23 protein-coding genes are annotated in these 19,736 nt (G+C 59.6%); 20 read left to right on the forward strand and 3 right to left on the reverse strand.

All coding sequences use genetic code 11. From position 1 onward, the window contains the following. Positions 1–159: 159 nt before the first annotated feature. The 11 genes from FHX09_RS26085 to FHX09_RS26135 all read left to right on the forward strand — a co-directional run bounded on the left by FHX09_RS26085 (position 160) and on the right by FHX09_RS26135 (position 9,762). Entirely contained in the window at positions 160–1,437 is a 1,278-nt protein-coding gene (locus tag FHX09_RS26085; protein ID WP_132592652.1) for an amino acid ABC transporter substrate-binding protein, read from the forward strand. Between the two features lie 72 nt (positions 1,438–1,509). Beyond that, on the forward strand, positions 1,510–2,256 hold the full coding sequence (locus FHX09_RS26090) for an ABC transporter ATP-binding protein (protein ID WP_183721490.1): 747 nt from the start codon (positions 1,510–1,512) through the stop codon (positions 2,254–2,256). Further along, positions 2,256–2,987 carry an ABC transporter ATP-binding protein gene (locus tag FHX09_RS26095; RefSeq protein ID WP_132592648.1) on the forward strand — a complete coding sequence of 244 codons (732 nt, stop codon included), beginning with the start codon at positions 2,256–2,258 and terminating at the stop codon, positions 2,985–2,987. Before FHX09_RS26090 ends, FHX09_RS26095 begins: the two co-directional genes overlap by 1 nt. 13 nt (positions 2,988–3,000) lie before the next feature. Then, positions 3,001–3,879, forward strand: coding sequence for a branched-chain amino acid ABC transporter permease (locus FHX09_RS26100; RefSeq protein WP_132592646.1), 879 nt, complete (start codon positions 3,001–3,003; stop codon positions 3,877–3,879). Then, a complete protein-coding gene (locus FHX09_RS26105; protein ID WP_184450818.1) occupies positions 3,879–4,922 on the forward strand; it encodes a branched-chain amino acid ABC transporter permease in 1,044 nt (347 codons plus the stop codon). The genes FHX09_RS26100 and FHX09_RS26105 overlap by 1 nt, the downstream gene beginning before the upstream one ends. A gap of 67 nt (positions 4,923–4,989) precedes the next feature. Then, on the forward strand, positions 4,990–5,772 hold the full coding sequence (locus FHX09_RS26110) for a glutathione S-transferase family protein (protein WP_184450820.1): 783 nt from the start codon (positions 4,990–4,992) through the stop codon (positions 5,770–5,772). Between the two features lie 32 nt (positions 5,773–5,804). Then, the gene (locus FHX09_RS26115; RefSeq protein WP_348649197.1) at positions 5,805–6,731 is read left to right on the forward strand and encodes a dioxygenase; all 927 of its coding nucleotides are present in this window, start codon (positions 5,805–5,807) and stop codon (positions 6,729–6,731) included. A 3-nt stretch (positions 6,732–6,734) separates the two neighbouring features. Further along, on the forward strand, positions 6,735–7,496 hold the full coding sequence (locus tag FHX09_RS26120) for an SDR family oxidoreductase (RefSeq protein WP_184450821.1): 762 nt from the start codon (positions 6,735–6,737) through the stop codon (positions 7,494–7,496). Beyond that, positions 7,496–8,374: a 3-keto-5-aminohexanoate cleavage protein gene (locus tag FHX09_RS26125; RefSeq protein ID WP_132592638.1), complete on the forward strand. Its 879-nt coding sequence runs from the start codon at positions 7,496–7,498 to the stop codon at positions 8,372–8,374. Before FHX09_RS26120 ends, FHX09_RS26125 begins: the two co-directional genes overlap by 1 nt. A gap of 40 nt (positions 8,375–8,414) precedes the next feature. Beyond that, on the forward strand, positions 8,415–9,419 hold the full coding sequence (locus FHX09_RS26130; protein WP_184450827.1) for a zinc-binding alcohol dehydrogenase family protein: 1,005 nt from the start codon (positions 8,415–8,417) through the stop codon (positions 9,417–9,419). A gap of 10 nt (positions 9,420–9,429) precedes the next feature. Continuing rightward, the gene (locus tag FHX09_RS26135) at positions 9,430–9,762 is read left to right on the forward strand and encodes a cupin domain-containing protein (protein WP_132592634.1); all 333 of its coding nucleotides are present in this window, start codon (positions 9,430–9,432) and stop codon (positions 9,760–9,762) included. Positions 9,763–9,902: 140 nt separating this feature from the next. On the opposite strand, the gene FHX09_RS26140 is transcribed toward FHX09_RS26135, so the two are convergent. Next, on the reverse strand, positions 9,903–10,799 hold the full coding sequence (locus FHX09_RS26140) for a ribokinase (protein WP_132592632.1): 897 nt from the start codon (positions 10,797–10,799) through the stop codon (positions 9,903–9,905). A gap of 143 nt (positions 10,800–10,942) precedes the next feature. Here FHX09_RS26140 and FHX09_RS26145 point away from each other — a divergent pair, with 143 nt between their 5' ends. From FHX09_RS26145 to FHX09_RS26180, 8 genes are all read left to right on the forward strand, one after another. Then, positions 10,943–11,701, forward strand: a complete 759-nt coding sequence (locus FHX09_RS26145; protein ID WP_132592630.1) for a FadR/GntR family transcriptional regulator — start codon at positions 10,943–10,945, stop codon at positions 11,699–11,701. Between the two features lie 28 nt (positions 11,702–11,729). Next, positions 11,730–12,176 carry a ribose 5-phosphate isomerase B gene (gene rpiB, locus FHX09_RS26150; protein WP_132592628.1) on the forward strand — a complete coding sequence of 149 codons (447 nt, stop codon included), beginning with the start codon at positions 11,730–11,732 and terminating at the stop codon, positions 12,174–12,176. 42 nt (positions 12,177–12,218) lie between these two features. Continuing rightward, on the forward strand, positions 12,219–13,142 hold the full coding sequence (locus FHX09_RS26155) for an NAD(P)-dependent oxidoreductase (protein WP_132592626.1): 924 nt from the start codon (positions 12,219–12,221) through the stop codon (positions 13,140–13,142). Then, entirely contained in the window at positions 13,139–13,816 is a 678-nt protein-coding gene (locus tag FHX09_RS26160; RefSeq protein ID WP_184450829.1) for an amino acid ABC transporter permease, read from the forward strand. Before FHX09_RS26155 ends, FHX09_RS26160 begins: the two co-directional genes overlap by 4 nt. Before the next feature lie 12 nt (positions 13,817–13,828). Continuing rightward, on the forward strand, positions 13,829–14,506 hold the full coding sequence (locus FHX09_RS26165) for an amino acid ABC transporter permease (RefSeq protein WP_184450831.1): 678 nt from the start codon (positions 13,829–13,831) through the stop codon (positions 14,504–14,506). 11 nt (positions 14,507–14,517) lie between these two features. Continuing rightward, complete coding sequence (locus FHX09_RS26170) at positions 14,518–15,243, forward strand: amino acid ABC transporter ATP-binding protein (RefSeq protein ID WP_132592620.1); 726 nt, start codon at positions 14,518–14,520, stop codon at positions 15,241–15,243. Positions 15,244–15,270: 27 nt separating this feature from the next. Continuing rightward, positions 15,271–16,071 carry a transporter substrate-binding domain-containing protein gene (locus FHX09_RS26175; RefSeq protein WP_132592618.1) on the forward strand — a complete coding sequence of 267 codons (801 nt, stop codon included), beginning with the start codon at positions 15,271–15,273 and terminating at the stop codon, positions 16,069–16,071. 165 nt (positions 16,072–16,236) lie between these two features. Continuing rightward, a complete protein-coding gene (locus FHX09_RS26180) occupies positions 16,237–16,650 on the forward strand; it encodes a hypothetical protein (RefSeq protein ID WP_132592616.1) in 414 nt (137 codons plus the stop codon). 392 nt (positions 16,651–17,042) lie between these two features. Here the strand turns inward: FHX09_RS26180 and FHX09_RS26185 are convergent, their stop codons facing one another. After that, complete coding sequence (locus FHX09_RS26185) at positions 17,043–17,402, reverse strand: Rid family hydrolase (protein WP_132592614.1); 360 nt, start codon at positions 17,400–17,402, stop codon at positions 17,043–17,045. Positions 17,403–17,510: 108 nt separating this feature from the next. Then, positions 17,511–18,371 carry a LysR substrate-binding domain-containing protein gene (locus FHX09_RS26190; protein WP_183721498.1) on the reverse strand — a complete coding sequence of 287 codons (861 nt, stop codon included), beginning with the start codon at positions 18,369–18,371 and terminating at the stop codon, positions 17,511–17,513. Positions 18,372–18,642: 271 nt separating this feature from the next. On the opposite strand from FHX09_RS26190, the gene speB reads away from it, so the two are divergent. Next, the gene (gene speB, locus FHX09_RS26195; protein WP_184450833.1) at positions 18,643–19,704 is read left to right on the forward strand and encodes an agmatinase; all 1,062 of its coding nucleotides are present in this window, start codon (positions 18,643–18,645) and stop codon (positions 19,702–19,704) included. Positions 19,705–19,736: the final 32 nt, after the last annotated feature.

Below are 19,736 nucleotides of genomic sequence, written 5' to 3' on the forward strand. Positions count from 1 at the left end.
ACGATCTGAAAACTTGCGTGCTATGAACTGTGCAATCGATTGCGTGAAGCGATGGTCGGCGGGCTCTGGCAGCCTTTGGCGGGGAGCCGACGGTCCGGGGAGAGCTTTGCGGATTTATGCAATCGATTGCATTAAGTTTCGGCGAATGGAGGAGCATCGATGAAACTTTCAGTCCTTCTGGCAGCAACAGCGGCCTTGGCGCTCAACGCGTCACTGGTGCACGCGCAAGACATCAAGATCGGCGCTTCACTGCCGATTACCGGCGGCCTCGCCGTCAGTGGCGAGAAGCACAAGCGCGGCTATGAGCTGTGCACGAAGCTGATCAACGACGCCGGTGGCATTCTCGGCCGCCAGGTCGATCTTGTCGTCAGCGACAACCGTTCGGATCCGGCAACGGCAATCAATCAGTACGAGCGTTTCATCAATGTCGACAAGGTCGACGCCGTATACGGGACCTTCTCGAGCCGCCTGACCTATCCGGTGGCAAGCATTCTTTCCAAGTACAACATGGTCCATGCAGTCCCTTCCGGGGGCGCGTTGCGCATCTATGAGCAGGGCTACAAGAACCTCTTCTATTTTCAAGTTGGTGCTGCCGAGTACACCGGCAAGGACGTGGTCAACGTCATCAAGGACTTGATCCCGGCAGGGCAGGGGCCGAAGTCTGCCGCGATCGTTCATGCCGATGACTTCTTCGCCAACGCGATCGCCTCGGGCCTGCTTGGCGAGAAGGTGGTCGACGCGGCGACAAACAAGCAGATCGCCGACCTCGCGCCGGGATATCTCAAGGAAGCGGGCATCGACGTCGTCATGCAGGAAAAATGGCCCGATGACGGCTTCAATGACTGGCTGAACCTTGCCAACTCGATCAAGCGTTCGGGCGCCGAACTGATCGTCGGCTTGACCGCGTCCGAGGAGGAGGCCGTGCAGCTGACACGTGCGCTCAAGACAGTCGGCGCGACGCCGAAATTCGTTTATCTCAGCCAGGGCGCCCAGCACGAGTTTATCGAGGGCGTCGGCGCAAGCGCGGCCGAAGGCGTCATGGTTCACGCCAACTGGCACAAGGATGCTCCCTTCGAAAGCACGCTGGCAGGCAAGCCATTCTCCAACGCCGACTTCGTGAACGCGTTCAACGCTGCCTATGGGATCGATCCTGATGAAGACAGCGCCATTCCCTTTGCTGTCTGCCAGGGGATCGAGCAGGCGATCGCCGGGGCCGGTTCCACCGACAATGCTAAGATGGGTGAATGGCTGCATGAGCGCACAAAGGACAATCCGGTGCGCACCGTGCTTGGTCGTTTCTCCTGGGATGATCGGGGTCTTGCCAAGGACAAGTCGTACATCATGACGCAGTGGCAGGGTGGGCAGCTGAAGTTTGTCTACCCCAAGGATGAGTTTCAGGGCGTTTCGGCGCTCAGCTATCCCAAGGCCGGTTTCTGACGAGACCTCGCGCGGGGTCGCTAAAAGCCGCTCCGCGGTTTCCAAGCCAGCAGACGACAAGGAGGCCGGGCAATGCTCGAGGTCAGGAATCTATGCAAGCACTATGGAGGATTGCGCGCGGTCGACGCCGCTTCCTTCACAGTCGAAAAAGGATCGATCACGGCTCTAATCGGACCGAACGGAGCGGGAAAGACCACCGCTTTCAACTGCATCAGCCGTACTGTTACACCGACATCCGGCGAAATCTGGTTGGATGGCGAACGCATTGACCAGCTGCGCCCGCACAAGATCACGGCGAAAGGGCTCAGCCGCACCTTCCAGATATCTCGCAATCTGTCGGACATGACGGTGATCGAAAATGTCATCGTCCAGTCGAAGGTGCACGGTCTTGGCGGCCTCTTCCGACCGGCCATGAGCCGCGAGGAGAAGGACAAGGCGATGTCGATCCTGGATTTTCTCGGGATCACACGCATCGCCTACGAGGATGGGCACAACCTCTCCTATGGACAGAAGAAGCTGATGGACCTTGCAGCACTTCTTATGTCGGATCCGAAGATCATCCTGCTCGACGAACCGGCGGGGGGCGTTAATCCCACGCTCATGGAGGAGATCGTCGATCGGATTCGGGCGCTCAACAAAATGGGGCTCACGGTCCTTATCGTCGAGCACAACATGGATCTCATCATGCGCCTATCCCACAAGGTCGTGGTCATGGCGCAGGGCAGGGTCATCTGTTCGGGCCCCCCCGATATCGTGCGCAAGGACGCCCAAGTCCTCGACGCCTATCTCGGTGGTGTGCTGGAAGAGGAGGCGGCGTGATGCACGAACTCCTCCAGGTTACTAACATCACGGCTGGTTACGGGGATGGCCCCGCTATCCTCGATGGTGCCAGCTTAACTGTCGAGCCAGGCAAGGTTCACTGCATCATCGGTCCGAATGGCGCGGGCAAGTCGACCCTGCTGAAATCAATCTGCGGCATGCTCAAGATCCGCAACGGAGACGTGATCTTCAAGGGCAAGCGGCTGAACGGCATGCGTCCCGACCAGATCCTGCGTGAAGGAATCTGCTTCGTCCCGCAGGAGCGAGCGCTGTTCCCGAAGATGACGGTACGAGAAAATCTGCGGATGGGTGGCTTCATCCTGAATGATCAAAAAGTGCTTCAACGGCGCGTTGATGAAATCCTGGAACGTTTCCCGATGCTCAAGGAAAAGGCGGATCAGCACGCCGGGACGATGTCGGGTGGACAGCAGCAGACGCTGGCCATGGCCCGCACGCTGATCATCAAGCCAAGCATCGTCATGCTGGACGAACCATCGCTCGGCCTGGCCCCAAAAGTGATCCAGGAGATGTTCGACATCATGAAGATGATGTCATCGGACGGCATCACGGTGTTGCTTGTCGAACAGAATGCTCTGATGGGCCTCAAGAATTCAGACTGGGGGGTCGTGCTCGACCTCGGCCGGACGATCTTCCAAGGGCCTGCGCCCGATATTCTAGCGGACCCTCGCGTCCGGGAACTCTACCTTGGCGGCAAGAAGGCTGCTGCCTGAAAGGGGGAACAACATGGCTGAACTTATCCAGATATTGGTTCTCGGGCTCGCGCTCGGCGGCGTCATAGCTCTCATGGGATCAGGACTGTCGCTGGTCTTTGGTGTCATGCGTATCGTGAACCTTGCTCATCCCGCGCTGATAATTGGCGGTGCATACATCGCCTATTGGGCCTTCAAGATGCTCGGTCTCGATCCGATCCTCATGCTGCCGGTTGCTTCGATTGTCATGGCTGTGGTGGGGGTCGTTCTCTACAAGCTGCTGTTCGAGCGCGAGGCGAAGAGCGCGAGGTACTCGGAGATGACGGTGCTTTTAACCTTCGCCCTGGCGACGATGGTCGAGGGCTTGCTCGGTGGCCTCTTTAGCAACACGCAACGCATCACCTCTCCAGCCTATGCGACCGACGCGATCTTCATTGGCGACCTCTTCATTCCGAAGGGCCAGCTCTATGCCGGTATAGTCTCGCTACTGATCGTCGGTGGCCTCACGCTCTTCCTGAAGTTTTCGAAGCTGGGAAATGCCATCCGCGCGACGACGCAGAACCGCGAGGCCGCTGAATTGTTGGGCGTCAATGTCAATGCGATCAGCATCCTGGCGTTCGCTATCGGCATTGGTCTCGCGGGTGCCGCCGGTTCACTCGTCAGCTTTGTCTTCAGCTTCTTCCCGGCAAAGCATTGGGAGTGGGTGGCGATGCTGATGTCTGTCGTGGTTCTGGGAGGCATGGGCAGCATCCTTGGCACGGTCGTGGCAGCCCTTGGCCTATCTGTCATCGCGGCCTTCGTTGGTGCCTGGGTAGGCGCGACCTGGTCAACGATGACTTTCTTCCTGGCCCTTTTCATCGTCCTGCTTGTCCGGCCTCAGGGGCTGTTCGGCGAAAAACCGGAGATGGCGTAATGACAGTCACTTTTCCTCACGTAAGCACGAACAGCGTGGTTGAAGCCCGCCGTGCTCATAACGAGAAACTGGCGCTGAAGGCCGATCAAACGCGGGCAGCCTGGTTTCCGGTCATGCTCCTCACGATCCTGATCGCCCTGCCACTTTTGCAGTTCGCGGGCAATTTCAATTACCTGCTTCACTTGGTGCTCTTCGCTGCATCTTTTGCGGCGATGGCCTCCGGGTGGAACATACTGGGAGGTTTCGCGGGCTATATCTCACTCGGCCACAGCGTCTTCTTCGGTGTCGGCGGTTACGTGGCCGGAATGCTGCTTGCCCGGTACGGTATCTCCACGATCGTGACGGCACCTCTGGCTGGTCTAGTCTCAGCGGCGGTTGGGTATCTTGTCGGGCTAATCACTTTGCGCGTTCGCGGCCCAAGCTTCATCATCTCCTCGATCGCGCTTCTGATGATTGCCCGAATCCTTTTCGACAACTGGGCGTTCATCGGCGGCACGAACGGCCTGACGCTTCCGGCCAACAGCCTGTCGGCGCAATGGACCAAATTGCCTTACTACTACGCTTTCATCGCGATTGCCGCCTTCACGGTCTGGGCAAGCTACAGGATCAAGCACTCGAAATTTGGACTGGGCCTCCGAGCGATTTCCAAGGATGAGATCAAGGCGGAAAGCGCCGGGATCAACACCCGCCTTTACAAGGTGTTGGCCTTCGCGCTGTCGGCGTTCTTCGTAGGTATGACCGGAGCGGTCTGGGGTGAGTATCTGACCTACCTGCGCCCCAACATCTTCATCATCATCGGCATTTCGGCGAACCTTGTCCTGATGTGCATTCTGGGTGGAAAGGGCACGATCGCAGGCCCGGTGATCGGAGCCATCGCCATTGTCGCACTCAATGAGGCTTTCGTGGCGACGATGGGCGCCTCCGAGCTGAATATCCTTGGAACCGGCCTGATCATGGCGCTGGGCCTCGTCTTCTTCCCGCTCGGTCTCGTTGGAACCCTTGCCAAGAAAGGCACGCTTCCGCGGGTTTTGAACTGGGACTGATCGGTCAACGCGAAGAACCACTCATCGTCCGAAATGAACTTGCCCAAGGCGGCAAGGGGAGAAAGCCATGTCTGAATACGTACTGTACAATGCGCCGCAATCGACCTGCAGTCAGCGCGTTCGCTATACGCTTCACACCAAGGGAAAGGCCTTCGAGGAGCATCGGCTCGACCTCTTCAGGGGCGATCAGTTGAAGCCCGAGTATCTGGCGATCAACCCGAATGGCGTCGTCCCGACCCTGGTCCACAACGGAACGCCGATCGTCGATTCCGCCGTCATCATGGAATATCTCGAGGACACGCTTGGCGACATCGCGCCTTTGCGACCACGCGCCCCCCTGGAGGTTGCACGGATGCGAGCAATGATGCGCTTCATCGACGAGGTGCCGACGCCAGCCGTGCGTGTGCCATCCTACAATCTGGCTTTCCTGCCGCATTACCAGGCGATGACGGAAGAGGAGTTCCTCGCCGTTTGTGAAAACAAGCCTCTGCGCCGCGAGTTCCTGTTGAAGATGGGGCGGACGGGCTTTGCGCAATCGGAGATGGACGAAGCCATCGGGCGCCTGAAACGGGGGATCGACCGCATGGCCCATTGGCTGCGCGAAGGTGGCGGCCCCTGGTTGCTCGGCGCCGATCTGACATTGGCCGATATCGCCATCATGCCGGTCATCATCCGGATGGACGACATCAACCTTAGCCATCTCTGGGCCGACGCACCTCAGATCGACCTTTGGCTGCACAACATCAAGGCGAGCGATGCATTCGTGCAGACTTACTATCACGGGTCACTGCTGACCGAGAAATACCCCCACCTGCAATCCCTGAAACAGACGGCGCATGTCGCGGCGTGAGCGGTCGCGCCAGCACACAGGAGGAGACTACAGTGCAACACGTAACCATCGAACCGCGACTAATCGCGACGATCGCGGACGTCACGCCAACGGTGCTGACCGCCATGGCGAACACCAGCAACCCGCGTCTCAAGGCGGTCATGGACTCCCTGATCAACCATCTCCACCAATTCATCGTCGAGACGCGCCCAACCGAGGAAGAGTTCGAATATGGGCTGCGCTGGATCGCGGCCCTTGGCCACCACACGCACGAAACCAACAATGAGGTCGTGCTGGCAGCCGATGTTCTCGGCGCGTCGACGCTGATCGATCTCATCAACAATGACGGCATGCAGGGCGAGACGATGTCGGCGCTGCTTGGCCCGTTCTACAGGGGCCATGCGCCGGAATGCGCGGACGGCGAGTGCATTGCGCGATCCGAGACCCCAGGACCAGCATTGTTTTTCTCCGGCCGCGTGATCGGTGTGGATGGAGCGCCTGTCGCAGGCGCCAAGCTCGACATCTGGCAGGCGTCCCCCGTGGGTCTCTACGAGAACCAGGACAGTGACCAGGACGATTTCAATCTGCGCGGCGTCTTCCACACGGACGAGACGGGCAGCTTCCGCTTCAAGTCGGTCAAGCCCGCTGGCTATCCTGTCCCGACGGGTGGTCCGGTTGGCGTCTTGCTCCACGCGCAGAAGCGTCACCCGATGCGGCCGGCGCACATACACTTCATCGTTTCGGCACCCGGCCACAAGACGCTGATCACGCAGATATTTTCCGATACGCGCGAAGCGCTTGCGAGCGACGTCGTGTTCGGCGCCAAGGCGCAGATCGTCGGCGATTTTGTCGAGCATTGGGAGCCGCACCCGGATTATCCGGGCGAGCAGCTCCCCTTCTATACCTGCGAATACACTTTCAAGCTGCTTGCCGGCGAGTCGACCTATCCGATCCCGCCCATCTCCGGAACGAAGGCCTGACACATGAGCGAGATTGTTCAATCCGATGCTCTCAAGGGCCGGGTCGCGGTCGTGGTCGGTGGCTCCGGCGGCATCGGCAGTGAGGCGTGCCGCCTCCTTGCCCAGGCGGGTGCGAGAGTGGTGATCGGCTATCGATCCGGGGAGGCGAAGGCGAGGGCGCTCTCGGAGGCGTTGCCGGGAAGCGGCCATATCGCGCTTCCGGTTGCGATCGAAGATACGTCGTCGATCGTGGCGTTCCATGCCGCGGCGCTTTCGGCCTGCGGACGCGCCGACATCCTGGTAAACGCGGCCGGCGTTACGAAGCCGGTGCCGCACGCCGATCTCGAGGCGCTCACCGACGAGATCATCGACCAGGTCTTTGTCAACAACTGGCGCGGGGTCTTTGCGACCATCCGGGCTTTTGCGCCGGCGCTGGCTGCCACCGACGACGGTCTTATCGTCAATGTCTCGTCGATTGCGGCGTTCACCGGCATCGGGTCGAACATCGCCTACTGCGGCGCCAAGGCAGGCCTCGACATCATGACGAATTCGCTAGCGCGAGCGCTTGCCCCGGCAATCCGGGTGATGGCCGTTTCACCAGGCGTGGTCGATACCGAATTTGTTCCCGGTCGCGGCCAGGAGTTCAAGGACAAGGCGGCTGCGGCAACGCCGCTGAAGCGTATCACGACGCCGACCGATGTGGCCGAGGCCATCCTCGCCTGCGCGACCCATCTCAAATTCTCGACGGGCACTCGTCTCGTCGTCGACGGAGGGAGGCATCTCTGATGCAGCAGAACGTTATCATCACATGCGCTGTCACCGGGAATCTCACAACGCGGGAAAACCATCCCGGACTGCCGGTGACGCCCGAGGAGATCGCCAATTCTTGCCTTGAAGCCGCCGATGCCGGCGCCGCAATTGCCCATATTCACGTGCGCGATCCCGAAACCGGCAAGCCGTCGATGGAGCTTGGATACTATCGCGAAGTCGTCGAGCGTATCCGGGCGAAGAACGATGCCCTGATCCTCAACATCACGACGGGACCGGGGGGGCGCTATCATCCGAGCGACGAGAATCCGGCGGTCGCCGGACCAAGGACAACGCTGATGCGGCCCGAAAGGCGCGTGGAGCATATCGTCGTCCTGAAACCCGATATCGCCACGCTCGATCTCAATACGATGACCTTCGGCTCCGAGGTCGTGATCAACACGCCCGGCAACATCAAGATCATGGCGGAAATCATCCAAGGCGCCGGTTCGAAGCCGGAGCTCGAGGTGTTCGATACCGGCCATATCCAGCTTGCCCGGGACCTGCTTGCCGCCGGCGTCCTTAAGTCGCCGGCAATGTTCACCATCGTCACCGGCGTCAAATACGGCTTTCCCTCGACGACCGATGTCATGGCGACCGCCGCGCGCATGCTGCCCTCGGATGCGGTCTGGAGCGGGTTCGGTGTCGGACGAATGTCGTTTCCAATGGTCGCACAATCCTACCTGCTTGGAGGACACGTGCGCGTCGGCCTGGAAGACAATTCATACATCGCCAAGGGCGTGCTTGCGAAGGGAAACGGCGAACTTGTCGAGCGCGCACGCGACATCATCGAAAAGCTCGGCGGCCGCATCGCCGAGCCGTCGCAGGCGCGCCAAATTCTCAACCTGAAGGCCTGAAATCCCGATGGCCGATCCGGCCTCAGAAAGGACAATACCAATGAACATTCAGATTGATGCAAAGGTCGGCAGGGCGCTGCGCGTTACGGTTCCCTCGCCGGATCTGGACAACCTGCAGATCAAGATCGAAGATACCTGTGTACCGCATCCCGGACCTGGCCAGGTCCTCGTCGAGATCATGGCGGCGGGCGTCAATCCGAGCGACGTAAAGGCCTCGCTCGGGCACATGCCGCATGCGGTGTGGCCGCGCACGCCGGGCCGCGACTTCGGCGGCATCGTGCGCGAGGGGCCAAAGCACCTCATCGGCATGGAGATCTGGGGCGGCGGCGGTGAGCTCGGCATCAGCCAGGACGGGAGCCATGCCAAATGGATGGTGCTCGACCAGAAGGCCGTACGCCAGAAGCCCGCCAATTTCACGATGGAGGAGGCGGGCTCGATCGGTGTTCCCTTTATCACCGCCTATGAGGGGCTGCGTGAAGCCGGTGGCGTCCAGCCAACCGATGTCGTGCTGGTCTGCGGCGGCAACGGCAAGGTGGGCCAGGCGGCAATCCAGCTCGCGACGCTGGCCGGCGCCAAGGTCTTTGCCGTCGAATACAATGCCCAGCCGCTGATGGGCCACACCAACGGCCCGGTCGAAATGCTCGATAGCAGCAAGGATGACGTGGCGACGTTCGTTCGCGAGCGGACCGACGGCCATGGCGCCGACATCGTCTTCAACACCGTCGGCAGCCCGTATTTCGAACTGGCCAACAAGGCGATGGCGAAACAGGCGCGGCAGATCTTCATCTCTACCTTCGATCGCGCCGTGCCGTTCGATATCTTCAACTTCTTCCGCGGCCGCCACAAATATATCGGCATCGATACGCTCGCACTGTCGTCGGTCGACGGAGCGCGGATCTTCGACCGGCTGAGAGCGAAGTTCGAGGAAGGGCTGCTCAAGCCCTTTCCGATCAATCCGGCCAGCTGCTACGGGCTCGATGATGCGGCCAAGGCATATGCGTCTGTCCTGCGCGGAACGGCGGACCGCGTATTGTTGAAGCCTTGAGGCAAGCGACATGCAAGTAACACGCTACAACGAAGCTCGGCCCTACGAAGCGGCCGAGCACTATGACATGCAATGCCTGCGCCTTCAGGGCAAGGAAGCGACTGACACCGACACGATCTGGATTGGCCTGTCGCACCTGCTACCCGGCGCGCGAACCTCCTTGAAGGGCGCCGGCGTTGAAAAAATCTACGTGGTGATTTCGGGCGAAGTAACAGTTCAGACAGAGACCGAGACTGTCACGCTGAGACAACTGGATAGTTGCAGGCTGGGACCGGGCGAAGCACGCGCGCTCCTCAACCAGTCAGGTGCATCAGCGACCATTCTCCTGGCGATGCCTGTATAGATGCACATTGTCCGCTTGCCGAAAGAGCGCCATGGACAATCGAGGGGCGTTGCCGATTTGAGCAAGGCGCAAAGCACGTCTCAGGGTCAAAGTGGCCGTTTTGACCAAAGCACCCGTCAGTCGTCCCTCGAACGCACCTCCTACAAATTGGCTTCGACCAAGAGCCGCGCAGGGATTGCGGGCTGCGCTCCGGATGAAAGGCATGCAAGGGAACCAGCGACCGCCGCCCTTCGCAATGCGTCCGGGAGCGCGAGGCCGTGGTCGAGCGAGGAGGCAAAATATCCGCAGAAGGTATCGCCCGCGCCAACCGTATCGACTGGATCGATTTTCAGCCCCTTGACCGAGACGATTTCGCCCTGATGGATTGCAACAACCCCTTCAGCACCCAGTGTGACGACGATCGTTTGGCCGTTTTCGGCATGAAGCGCCCTTAGGGAGCCCGCCCGATCAGACTGGCCTGGGTTCCGACCCACGAGCAAATCATACTCGGTCTCGTTTGCCACCAGGATGTCGACGGACCTTGCGAGCTCAATTGCCTCCTTCGTCAACGGTGCGGTGTTCAGCACCGTCCGGACGCCCTTGCGCCTTGCCGCCTCGATTGCGCGCTCGATGGTGGCGGCGGGGATCTCGAGCTGAAGCATCAGCATGTCACCTGAATTCATTGCGTCGACGGCCTCAAGTGCCTGGGAGGTTGATACCGAAGCGTTCGCTCCGGGTACGACGGCGATCATGTTCTCCCCATTGGCTGCGACGTAGATGACGGCCGTTCCGGTCTGATTGCCGAACACTTGCGTTGCGGAAAGATCAACGCCCTCGGCCTTGAGGATCTCCAACGAAATTGCAGCGAACCGGTCATTGCCAACCGCACCCACCAACCGGACATCGCTTCCTGCGCGTCGGGCAGCAAGTGCCTGGTTCGCTCCCTTGCCCCCTGGCGCAATGGTGAACCGATGGCCCGCGACCGTTTCCCCGGGAAGGGGAAGGCGCTCCGTATCAGCGGCGAGATCCACGTTGATTGATCCCAAGACAGTTATCACGGTGAACTCCAAACTTGCGGCTAGTTCGCGAAGAGCTGAACTAAGCATCTGAAAACGTGTTGTAAATATGAATCTCACCTGAATGGCTTGACTCGGCTCCGACAGTGGCAATATAAGTGGTCTTACCACTGAAGGGAAGTTACATGACCTTAGAAAAATCAGTTCGCAGATCCCAGTCGGATACCGGTGCCCATAGCCGTGTGGTGTCGTTCCTGCGTGATCAGCTGCTGTCGGGCGAACTGAAGGCTGGAGATCTGCTGCTGCCCGAGAGGGAACTGGCGTCCCAACTCAATGTCAGCCGACCTGTGCTGAGAGAGGCGCTGCGCGCTCTTGCGATGGTTGGGGCCGTCGAAATCCGCCATGGGGTGGGGACCGTCGTAAAGCGACCGGACGTAACGGCGCTTGGCGACGTTTTCAGTTTCATGCTTGCACACCAGTCGGACGTGATCGGCGACATCATGGAGGCACGAAAGGCGATCGAGCATCATGCCGTGCGTCTCGCTTGCCAGCGGGCGACGGAGCAGGACTTCGCTCGCCTGACGGATGCGCTTGGCTACATCGTTGAGACGATCCACGATCCCGAGCAGGGTGGCCTTGCCGATTTTCAATTTCATGAGGCGATTGTCCAGGCGTCACATTCGCCGACCCTCGTCACGCTTTACGCATCGATCGCGCAGTTGATGATGCGTTCCCATCTCGAGCGTCGTGAAAAGATAATTCAGGTCGAGGGGATCGAAGAGTTCCTGGTCGATCACCACCGTTCAATTCTCGACGCCTTGATCGCGCGCGATCGGGTTGCCGCCGACACGCTGTTGGACAAGCATTTTGAAATTGGCGCCGACTTCCGCCGCCGGGCGAGCCTGCGGGTTATCGGCGCAGCAAGTACCGCATCTTCCAAATAGCAATTTCATTCAAGGAAAGACGAAGACCATGAAGATTGTAATCGGTAGCGATCACGCAGGATTTCCCCTCAAGGCGGACGTGGTCGCCTACCTCAAGGAAGCTGGCCACACGATTGAGGACATCGGCAGCTTCACGCCGGAGCCGGTCGACTTCCCGGATATCGCCCGCGCGTTGTGCTCCAGGGTGCGCGAAGGGGCGGCAGAACGCGGTATTCTTGTTTGCGGCACCGGCGTTGGTGCTGCGATCGCCGCCAACAAGATCAACGGCATCCGGGCGGCGGTTTGCCACGACGTGCATTCCGCTCACCAGAGCGTCGAGCATGATGACGTGAACGTCATGTGCATTGGTGCTCAGATCGTCGGACCCTGGCTCGCACGAGACCTCGTTGCCGCCTATCTCGGCGCGCAATTCGACCGGAACGAGGATTTCGTGCGCCGTGTGGAGAAGCTTGCCGCGCTGGAGCGAGGCATCTGAGCGCGTTCGAAACGTCAGAAATTTTCAGGAGGAGTGAGCGACATGACGCAGGAGCGTTTGCCGCAAGTGGCATTCATTGGGCTTGGCGTAATGGGACGCGAGATGGCCGGGCATCTCGTCGCCGCGGGATATCCTGTGAGGGTGTTCGACATCGCTTCGAGCGCGTGTGACGCGCTGGTGTCAAAGGGCGCCGAGCGCTGCGCATCGGTGGCGGATGCGCTCAAGGATGCTGAGGTTGCGATCTCCATGCTCCCGAACACGCCACAGGTCGAAGAGGTTGTCTATTCGAACGGCGTGCTCGCCAACATGAAGAGCGGCGGCGTCTATATCGATATGAGCACGATCTCGCCTGAGGCAACGCGCAGGCTTGCAGTCGACCTCGCCGCAAATGAGATCTGCATGCTCGATGCGCCGGTATCCGGTGGGCCAATTGGAGCGAAGAATGCCGCGCTGACGATCATGGTTGGTGGAGAGCGGCTTGCTTTCGACCGCGCGTTGGCCGTCCTCAAGACGATGGGAACAACAGTCACATATGTCGGCACCTCAGGTGCTGGACAGACCGTGAAACTCTGCAACCAGCTGATCTGTGCAATCAACATCCAGGCAGTCTGCGAGGCGCTGGTGCTGGGTCGTGCAAGCGGCGTGGATCTCTCCCAGATGCGTGATGTCTTGCTCGGCGGATCGGCGTCGTCCTGGATGCTCGAGAAGCTCGGCCCCTCGATGATCGCCGGGGACGCGCAGGCCGGCTTTCGCATCGACCTGATGCTGAAGGACCTCCGGCTGGTCCTTGAGATGGCTGGACAACGGGACGTTCCGCTGCCTGCAACCGCGCTGGTCACGTCGCAGTACGTCGAGGCCCGCGCCCACGGCGAGGGGTCCAACGGCAATCAGGCTCTGTTTCGCGTCTACGACCGGATGACGGGTCACGGTGGGTCGGTTGCAACGGTTGCGGATGTCCACCCATGATGTTTGACTTTTCAGTCGTCCTTGAGCGGTGGGACATGCTGGTCAACGGCCTGGAGCTGACTGCCAAGCTCGCGCTCATCACGACCGTGACGGGTTTCGTCATCGGAACCGCTTTCGCCATAGCCCGCAGATCCGGCGGCCTTGCCATCCGCGCGATCGCCGCCGCCTACGTCGAATGCATCCGAAACACGCCGTTCCTGGTGCAGATCTTCGTCATCTATTTCGGGCTTTCCAGTCTCGGCTTCTCGTTTTCGGCAATTGTTGTTGCCGTCATAGGGCTGACGGTGAACGTGGGTGCATACACGGCAGAAATCATGCGCGCTGGCTTCGATTCCATCCAGAAGGGCCAATGGGAGGCGGGCGAATGTCTTGGCCTGTCGCCTGTCCAGCTCTACTGGCATGTCGGGCTGCGTCCGGCGATGGAGCGGGTATATCCGGCCCTAACCAGCCAGTTCATTCTGCTGATGCTGGCGTCGTCGATCACCTCGCAGATATCGACGGAAGAGCTGACCGCGGCGGCAAATTTCATCCAGTCGGATACCTACCGTCCATTCGAAACCTACATCGTCGTCGCCGCACTTTATCTCGGTCTGTCGCTCGTCATGCGGACCGGGTTCTGGGCGCTTGGCCTTGCGCTATTCCCGCGCCGGCGTCGACTTGGAACGCCTCTTTGAGAGGGCCATGAAATGACAACTGCTTTCAATATCAACCACCTGCAGTTTCTGGTGGAAGGCGCATGGTGGACGATTGTTTTGACCGCTATGGCGTTCATCGGCGGGGGCATCGGCGGATTTGCTGTCGCTCTTGCCCGGATCGCACCGATGCTCACGGTGCGGCTGATCTCAGGCGGATATGTCCAGCTCATCCAGGGCACGCCGCTCCTCGTGATCATGTTCATCATCTATTTCGGTTTGCCCGCGCTTGGCTATTCGATCACGCCGCTGCTTGCAGCCGGGCTGTCGCTGACGATCTACGTCAGCGCCTATCTCGGAGAGATCTGGCGTGGTTGCCTGGAAGCTGTTCCGAAGTCGCAATGGGAAGCTGCCGAATGCCTCGCCCTGTCGAAGCCGCAGCGCATGTTCAAGGTGATCTTGCCCCAGGCCATTCGGTTGGCAACGCCGCCGACCGTCGGGTTCAGCGTCCAGATCGTCAAGAATACCTCCTTGGCATCCGTCGTCGGGTTCGTCGAGCTCACCCGTGCCGGGCAGCTCATCAACAACTCGATCTTCGAGCCTTTCCTGATCTACCTGATCGTCGCGGCCTTGTATTTCTGCCTCTGCTTTCCCCTTTCGGTGTTCAGCCGGCGGCTTGAACGAAGAGGTCCGAGAATGCGCGGGCGTGCCAACGCCGCAGTCCCAGCTTGAAAGAAACGCACATGCAAATGATTGCCCTGAATGAAGTAAAGAAGAGCTTCGGCGCCATTCCGGTTCTCAAGGGAGTGACGTTCTCGGTCGAGAAGGGAGAGGTCGCAACCCTGATCGGCGCAAGCGGCTCGGGCAAGAGCACGGCGCTGAGGTGCATCGACAGGCTCGAGACGGTTGACAGCGGCCGCATTGAGGTCGCAAGCCACCGGGTCGACGATCCCAAGCTGGATTTGCGCAAGCTCCGGCTCGACGTTGGTATCGTATTCCAGAGCTACAACCTGTTTCCGCACCTGACAATCGGCGAAAACGTCATGCTCGCGCCGCGCTCGGTGAAGCGCATTGCCAGGTCTGAGGCGAGGGACCTTGCCGCCGACGCGCTCAACCGGGTTGGTCTTTTGGACAAGGTCGACAATTATCCTGAGCAGCTTTCAGGCGGACAACAGCAACGTGCCGCCATTGCCCGGTCGCTGGCAATGGAACCCAAGGTCATGCTTTTTGACGAGGTGACATCCGCACTCGATCCGAAGCTGACCGGCGAAGTTCTGCGGGTCATCGAGCAATTGGCCACCAGCGGCATGACGATGATCATGGTGACCCACGAAATGAACTTTGCGCGAAAGGTCGCGACGAAGGTCGTGTTCATGCATCACGGCCTGGTTCACGAGCAGGGCTCAGCGGAAATCCTGAACGCACCGGCTACGGCCGAGCTCAAGGACTTCCTCAGCCACGATCTCTAATCACAAATCAAACCTGGAGGAGAACCTATGAAACTTACGAAATCCCTTGCCATGCTGGCAATTCTCGGGCTTACGGCGGCGAGTGCCGTGCCGGCGGCCGCCGACACGCTGAGCGACATCATGGCGGCAAAAAAGATCCGGATCTCGACCGACCTTGCCATTCCGCCTTCCGGCATGCTGGATGCGAACTTGAAGCCCGTTGGCTCGGATGTCGAGACGGCCGAGCTTCTGGCAAAGGACTGGGGGCTTCAACTGGAGTTCATCCAGACGACGGGCGCCACCAGAATTCCTAATCTTCAGACGAATAAAGCCGACATTGTCATCTCGACACTGTCGGTAACGCCCGAGAGACAGAAGGTCATCGATTTTTCGACGCCATACGCGGGTCTCCTTTCCGTGATTGCGGCACCTGCTGCCTCACCAATAAAAGACTGGGCCGACCTGAAGGGGAAGACGGTAACTGTTACCCGCGGCACCACGCAGGATACCGAGCTGACCAAGCTGGCGTCGGAAAAGGGCTTTACGATCGCCCGCTACGATGACGACGCGACCATGGTGACTGCGGCCGTGTCAGGGCAGGCGGGCATCATTGCAACATCGGCAACGCTCGTGAAGCAGATCCATGAAAAGGATACGGCGAAGGCCTTTGAACCCAAGATCACCATCCGTGTTCTCAACCTTGCGATTGGCGTGCGCAAGGGCGAGCCACAATTGCTTGCGAAGCTCGACGAGTGGATCAAGGAGAACCTGAAGAACGGCAAGCTGAACGAGATCTACCAAAAGTACCACGGCTCGCCCTTGCCGAAGGAAATCGTCGAAGGGGAGTGACTGCGAAAGCCCAAGCTTGGAGGCGCAGGTGAACTGCGTCTCCTTGCGCGCGGCTCGTTTCAGGTGGCTGTCAGCATCGAGGTCCAAATGGCAGTTCGCAATCAACATCCGCGGTAAGCTTGCAGCAAGCGCCTGAGAATGGCTCGTTTCCCGGGAGGCCGTGTCTTGGACGCTTCGATCATCCCGTCCACCCTCGACCGAATTTTTGACCTGGGGCAGCCCAAAGCATACCGCAAGCCTGGGCATCGGGATGCCCGCCTCCAAGCCGAAAAAGAGATTGCGCGGCTCCTCGCCTGGCTCGCGAAGGCCAACTTCGGGCTCGAAGGTATGACAGTGCGGCTTTCGGCTGACGGCATCGACATTGGCGGCGGCGATTGGCCGCTCGAACCGCCGCTCGCAAAGCATCACACCATCTCCTTCGACAGCTACTGCCCGGCAGCATTGTTTGCTGCGACCATCTTATCCAACCGTGCTTCGTTTGAAGAGTTGCTCACCTGGCACCTCATGGATGGAAATGGATATTTTGACCACAGAGGTCTCGCGGCCACACGCAAAATCGCGCGTATCACTGCCAATTGACAATCGCGGGGATACGGGAGGCACCTAACTAAGTGCGTACAGCGGCGCCGCTCGATGCCCTACAATCCGTATCTCACGCATTCCACGATGGCAGATGGGCGTCATGGCTCGTTCGGAGCGTCCTACCGGTCAGCACCCCCGCTATCGCGCTGAAAACAGCAAGATCTTCGATGGCCGGTGGGCTGTGATCGATACGTTTACAGGCTGGCCTGTCGGGGTATCCCGCTCAGTGCCTTCCAGCGCACGCGATCGACGGCCTGGTCGCTGAGTTGAACGAGCGCGATGCAAACGGCAGGGCGCTGCTCAAGCGGTTTCTTGACGAGCGATGCGAATTCCTGCGGGACGTGTTTCGGGAGGCGCCGTTTTCTGCGGCAGGCATCCCGTCAACGCCCTTACGACGAGGCGGACTCCTGGTTCTTTCGCCAGGCGATCACGTCGATTCGAAGGTCGCATGGTGCTGGCAGACCATGATCTTCAAAAGTTGTTCGGCGAGGCGTTGTGCCCGCAGGCACCCACTGTTCCCAAACCGCGTTCATTTCGGCAAAAGACCCGAGATCGCGAAGCCAGATGTTGGCCTGGATCAGTTCTGACTTGTCCGTGCCCTCCATCGCGAGCAGGGCATCGATGCGATCAAGAATCTCGGCAGCCTGTGCACGAACGCTGCCCCCGGCGGCGAAACTGGCGGTCTGGCCGATGATATGGACTGTTTGAAGTGGCGACTCCTCGTCGACGGTCGGGTGCTCGATAGCCATCGGCCGGTTTCCCTGTTTCAATTGGCGCGTCGGTTGCTGCCAAGGCCAAATTGCAGCCACCGCGCCAGTTGAACAGGCCGTTTTATTTTTCGCGGCTATAACGGAATGTTATGGGCGGTCGGTCATCGCGGTGTGTCGCGACACGAACTCGACAAGATAACGGGCGCCTTCGGACGCCTCTGACTGAGCATAAAATCCAATCTCGATGCGCACAGCGCCAGGTAGATCGGCGGCCTTGTCGAGCGCACGACATCCCTCCGGGATCGTTGCCTCGAGCATGGGACCGACACCGATGCCGACCCTGACCGCCGTCGCCATGGCAACCAACGTGGAAGCGACGCAGGCCGTCTTCCATTTTATGTTTCGCTGCGACAGCGTCGCTATGGTCTGGAGATTCCAGGGGCAGCCTTCATCAAACATGATAACGGGGAGCGGTTTGCTGGCGTCGACCACAAAATCCGATCTGACGACCCATGTCAGATACTCGGTCCAGATCAGTATAGGTTTCCTGTTGAGGACGGTGATGTCGCATACGGCAAGATCGAGCTTTCCCTCTTCGAACATTTCTGCCAGACGCCGGTTGGGCTCGACGATTATGTCGATATCTACCTTGGGGTTCTGGGTCCTGAAATCACGAAGGATATTGATCAGTCGACTAGCGGCGAAGTCCTCGACGACCCCGAGACGGATTCGCCCTTGGAGTACCTTTCCGGTGAGCCGACGGCCGACCTCATCGCTGAGCAGCACAATCTCCCGGGCATAGGCCACCATGACCTGGCCGTGAGCCGTGAGCTCGAGCCCCTTGGAGGATCGAGAAAAGAGCGTTACCCCCACGAGCTCCTCGAGCTTGCGGATTTGCATGCTGACCGCCGCTTGAGTTCGATGCAATTTGGCAGCGGCGCCGTTGACCGTTCCAATTTCGGCGACCGTCAGGAATGCCCGCAGCAGATATGAGTCGAGATCAAGCATTCGACAGGGTCTTCGGTTGCGTTAAAGGCGCGCTATCCGAATTCTACTCATGACAGCGAAATTCGACATTGAACGATCTTCATCCGGGAGGCAACGGGCCGAGGATCGCCCTTGCCCTTATAAAGTAATCTGAACGGTCGGTGGCCGAAAATGGCGCTTGGGGCTGCAAGGCTATCAGAAATCGTTATAGGCCCTCACGAAATATCAAGGTTGTAAAGGATTCTGGCTAGGCGAAGATGCCATCTCGGACCGAGAGCCGGGGGAGCTTATCTTGACGATTGACCAGGATTTTCTGGAAGACCTACGCCGTCGCTTCGGCAATGCCGCCGGCGGCGAAATGCACGACCCGCACTTTCGTGAAGTTGCGGCAAGTGTCTTCAAGGACGGCGACAGCCGCAAGTGGCCGTTTGCGGACCCGGCGACGTTCCTTGGCGCGTCCTTTATCGAAAACGGCATCAGGGCCGACGTTCTTGCAGCGCTGGATGTGGCGCTGATCGGCGTGCCGATGGACCTTGGTGTCACAAATCGCGCCGGGTCGCGGTTGGGTCCGCGGGCGGTTCGCTCGATCGAACGTGTTGGCCCCTACGAACATGTTCTCAAGGTGGCCCCAATGGGCAAGCTCAAGGTCGCTGACGTCGGCGACGTTGCGATGAGAAGCCGCTTTGATCTCGCCGGATGCCATGCGGATATCGAAGCCAGCTACCGCATGATCGCCGATACTGGCGTGCTACCCCTGTCGGTGGGCGGAGATCATTCCATTTCCGGCGCCATTCTTAAGGGATTTGCCAGTCGCACGCCCGTTGGAATGATTCACATCGATGCCCATTGCGATACCGCTGGCCCGTACGAGGGTTCCAAGTTCCACCACGGCGCTCCGTTCCGTGAGGCTGTCCTTGCCGGTGTGCTTGACCCTAAGAAAACGATTCAGATCGGCATTCGTGGAGGAGCCGAGTATCTCTGGGAGTTCTCCTTTGCGTCGGGAATGACGGTTATACACGCCGAGGAAGTCGCGGAGATGGGCATCAAGGCGGTGATATCACGCGCTCTCGAGGTGGTCGGCTCCGGACCAACCTATATCAGTTTCGATGTCGACAGCCTCGATCCCGCGTTTGCGCCGGGAACCGGGACGCCTGAGGTTGGAGGATTGCTTCCGAGAGAAGTTCTCGCCATCTTGCGGGGTCTTCGAGGCGTAAATCTTGTGGGCGGCGACGTCGTGGAAGTCGCGCCCCAGTATGACGCGACGTCCAACACCGCCCAGATAGCCGCGCAGGTCCTATTCGAATTGCTTTGCCTTGCCATGTTCAGTCCATCCGCTCGCAAGCGCGCCGCCTGAGACAGCAAGGATCTCCTCGACCATCCAGAACC

The sequence above is a fragment of the Rhizobium sp. BK538 genome (assembly GCF_014197575.1).
In the GTDB taxonomy this organism is placed as follows: domain Bacteria; phylum Pseudomonadota; class Alphaproteobacteria; order Rhizobiales; family Rhizobiaceae; genus Rhizobium.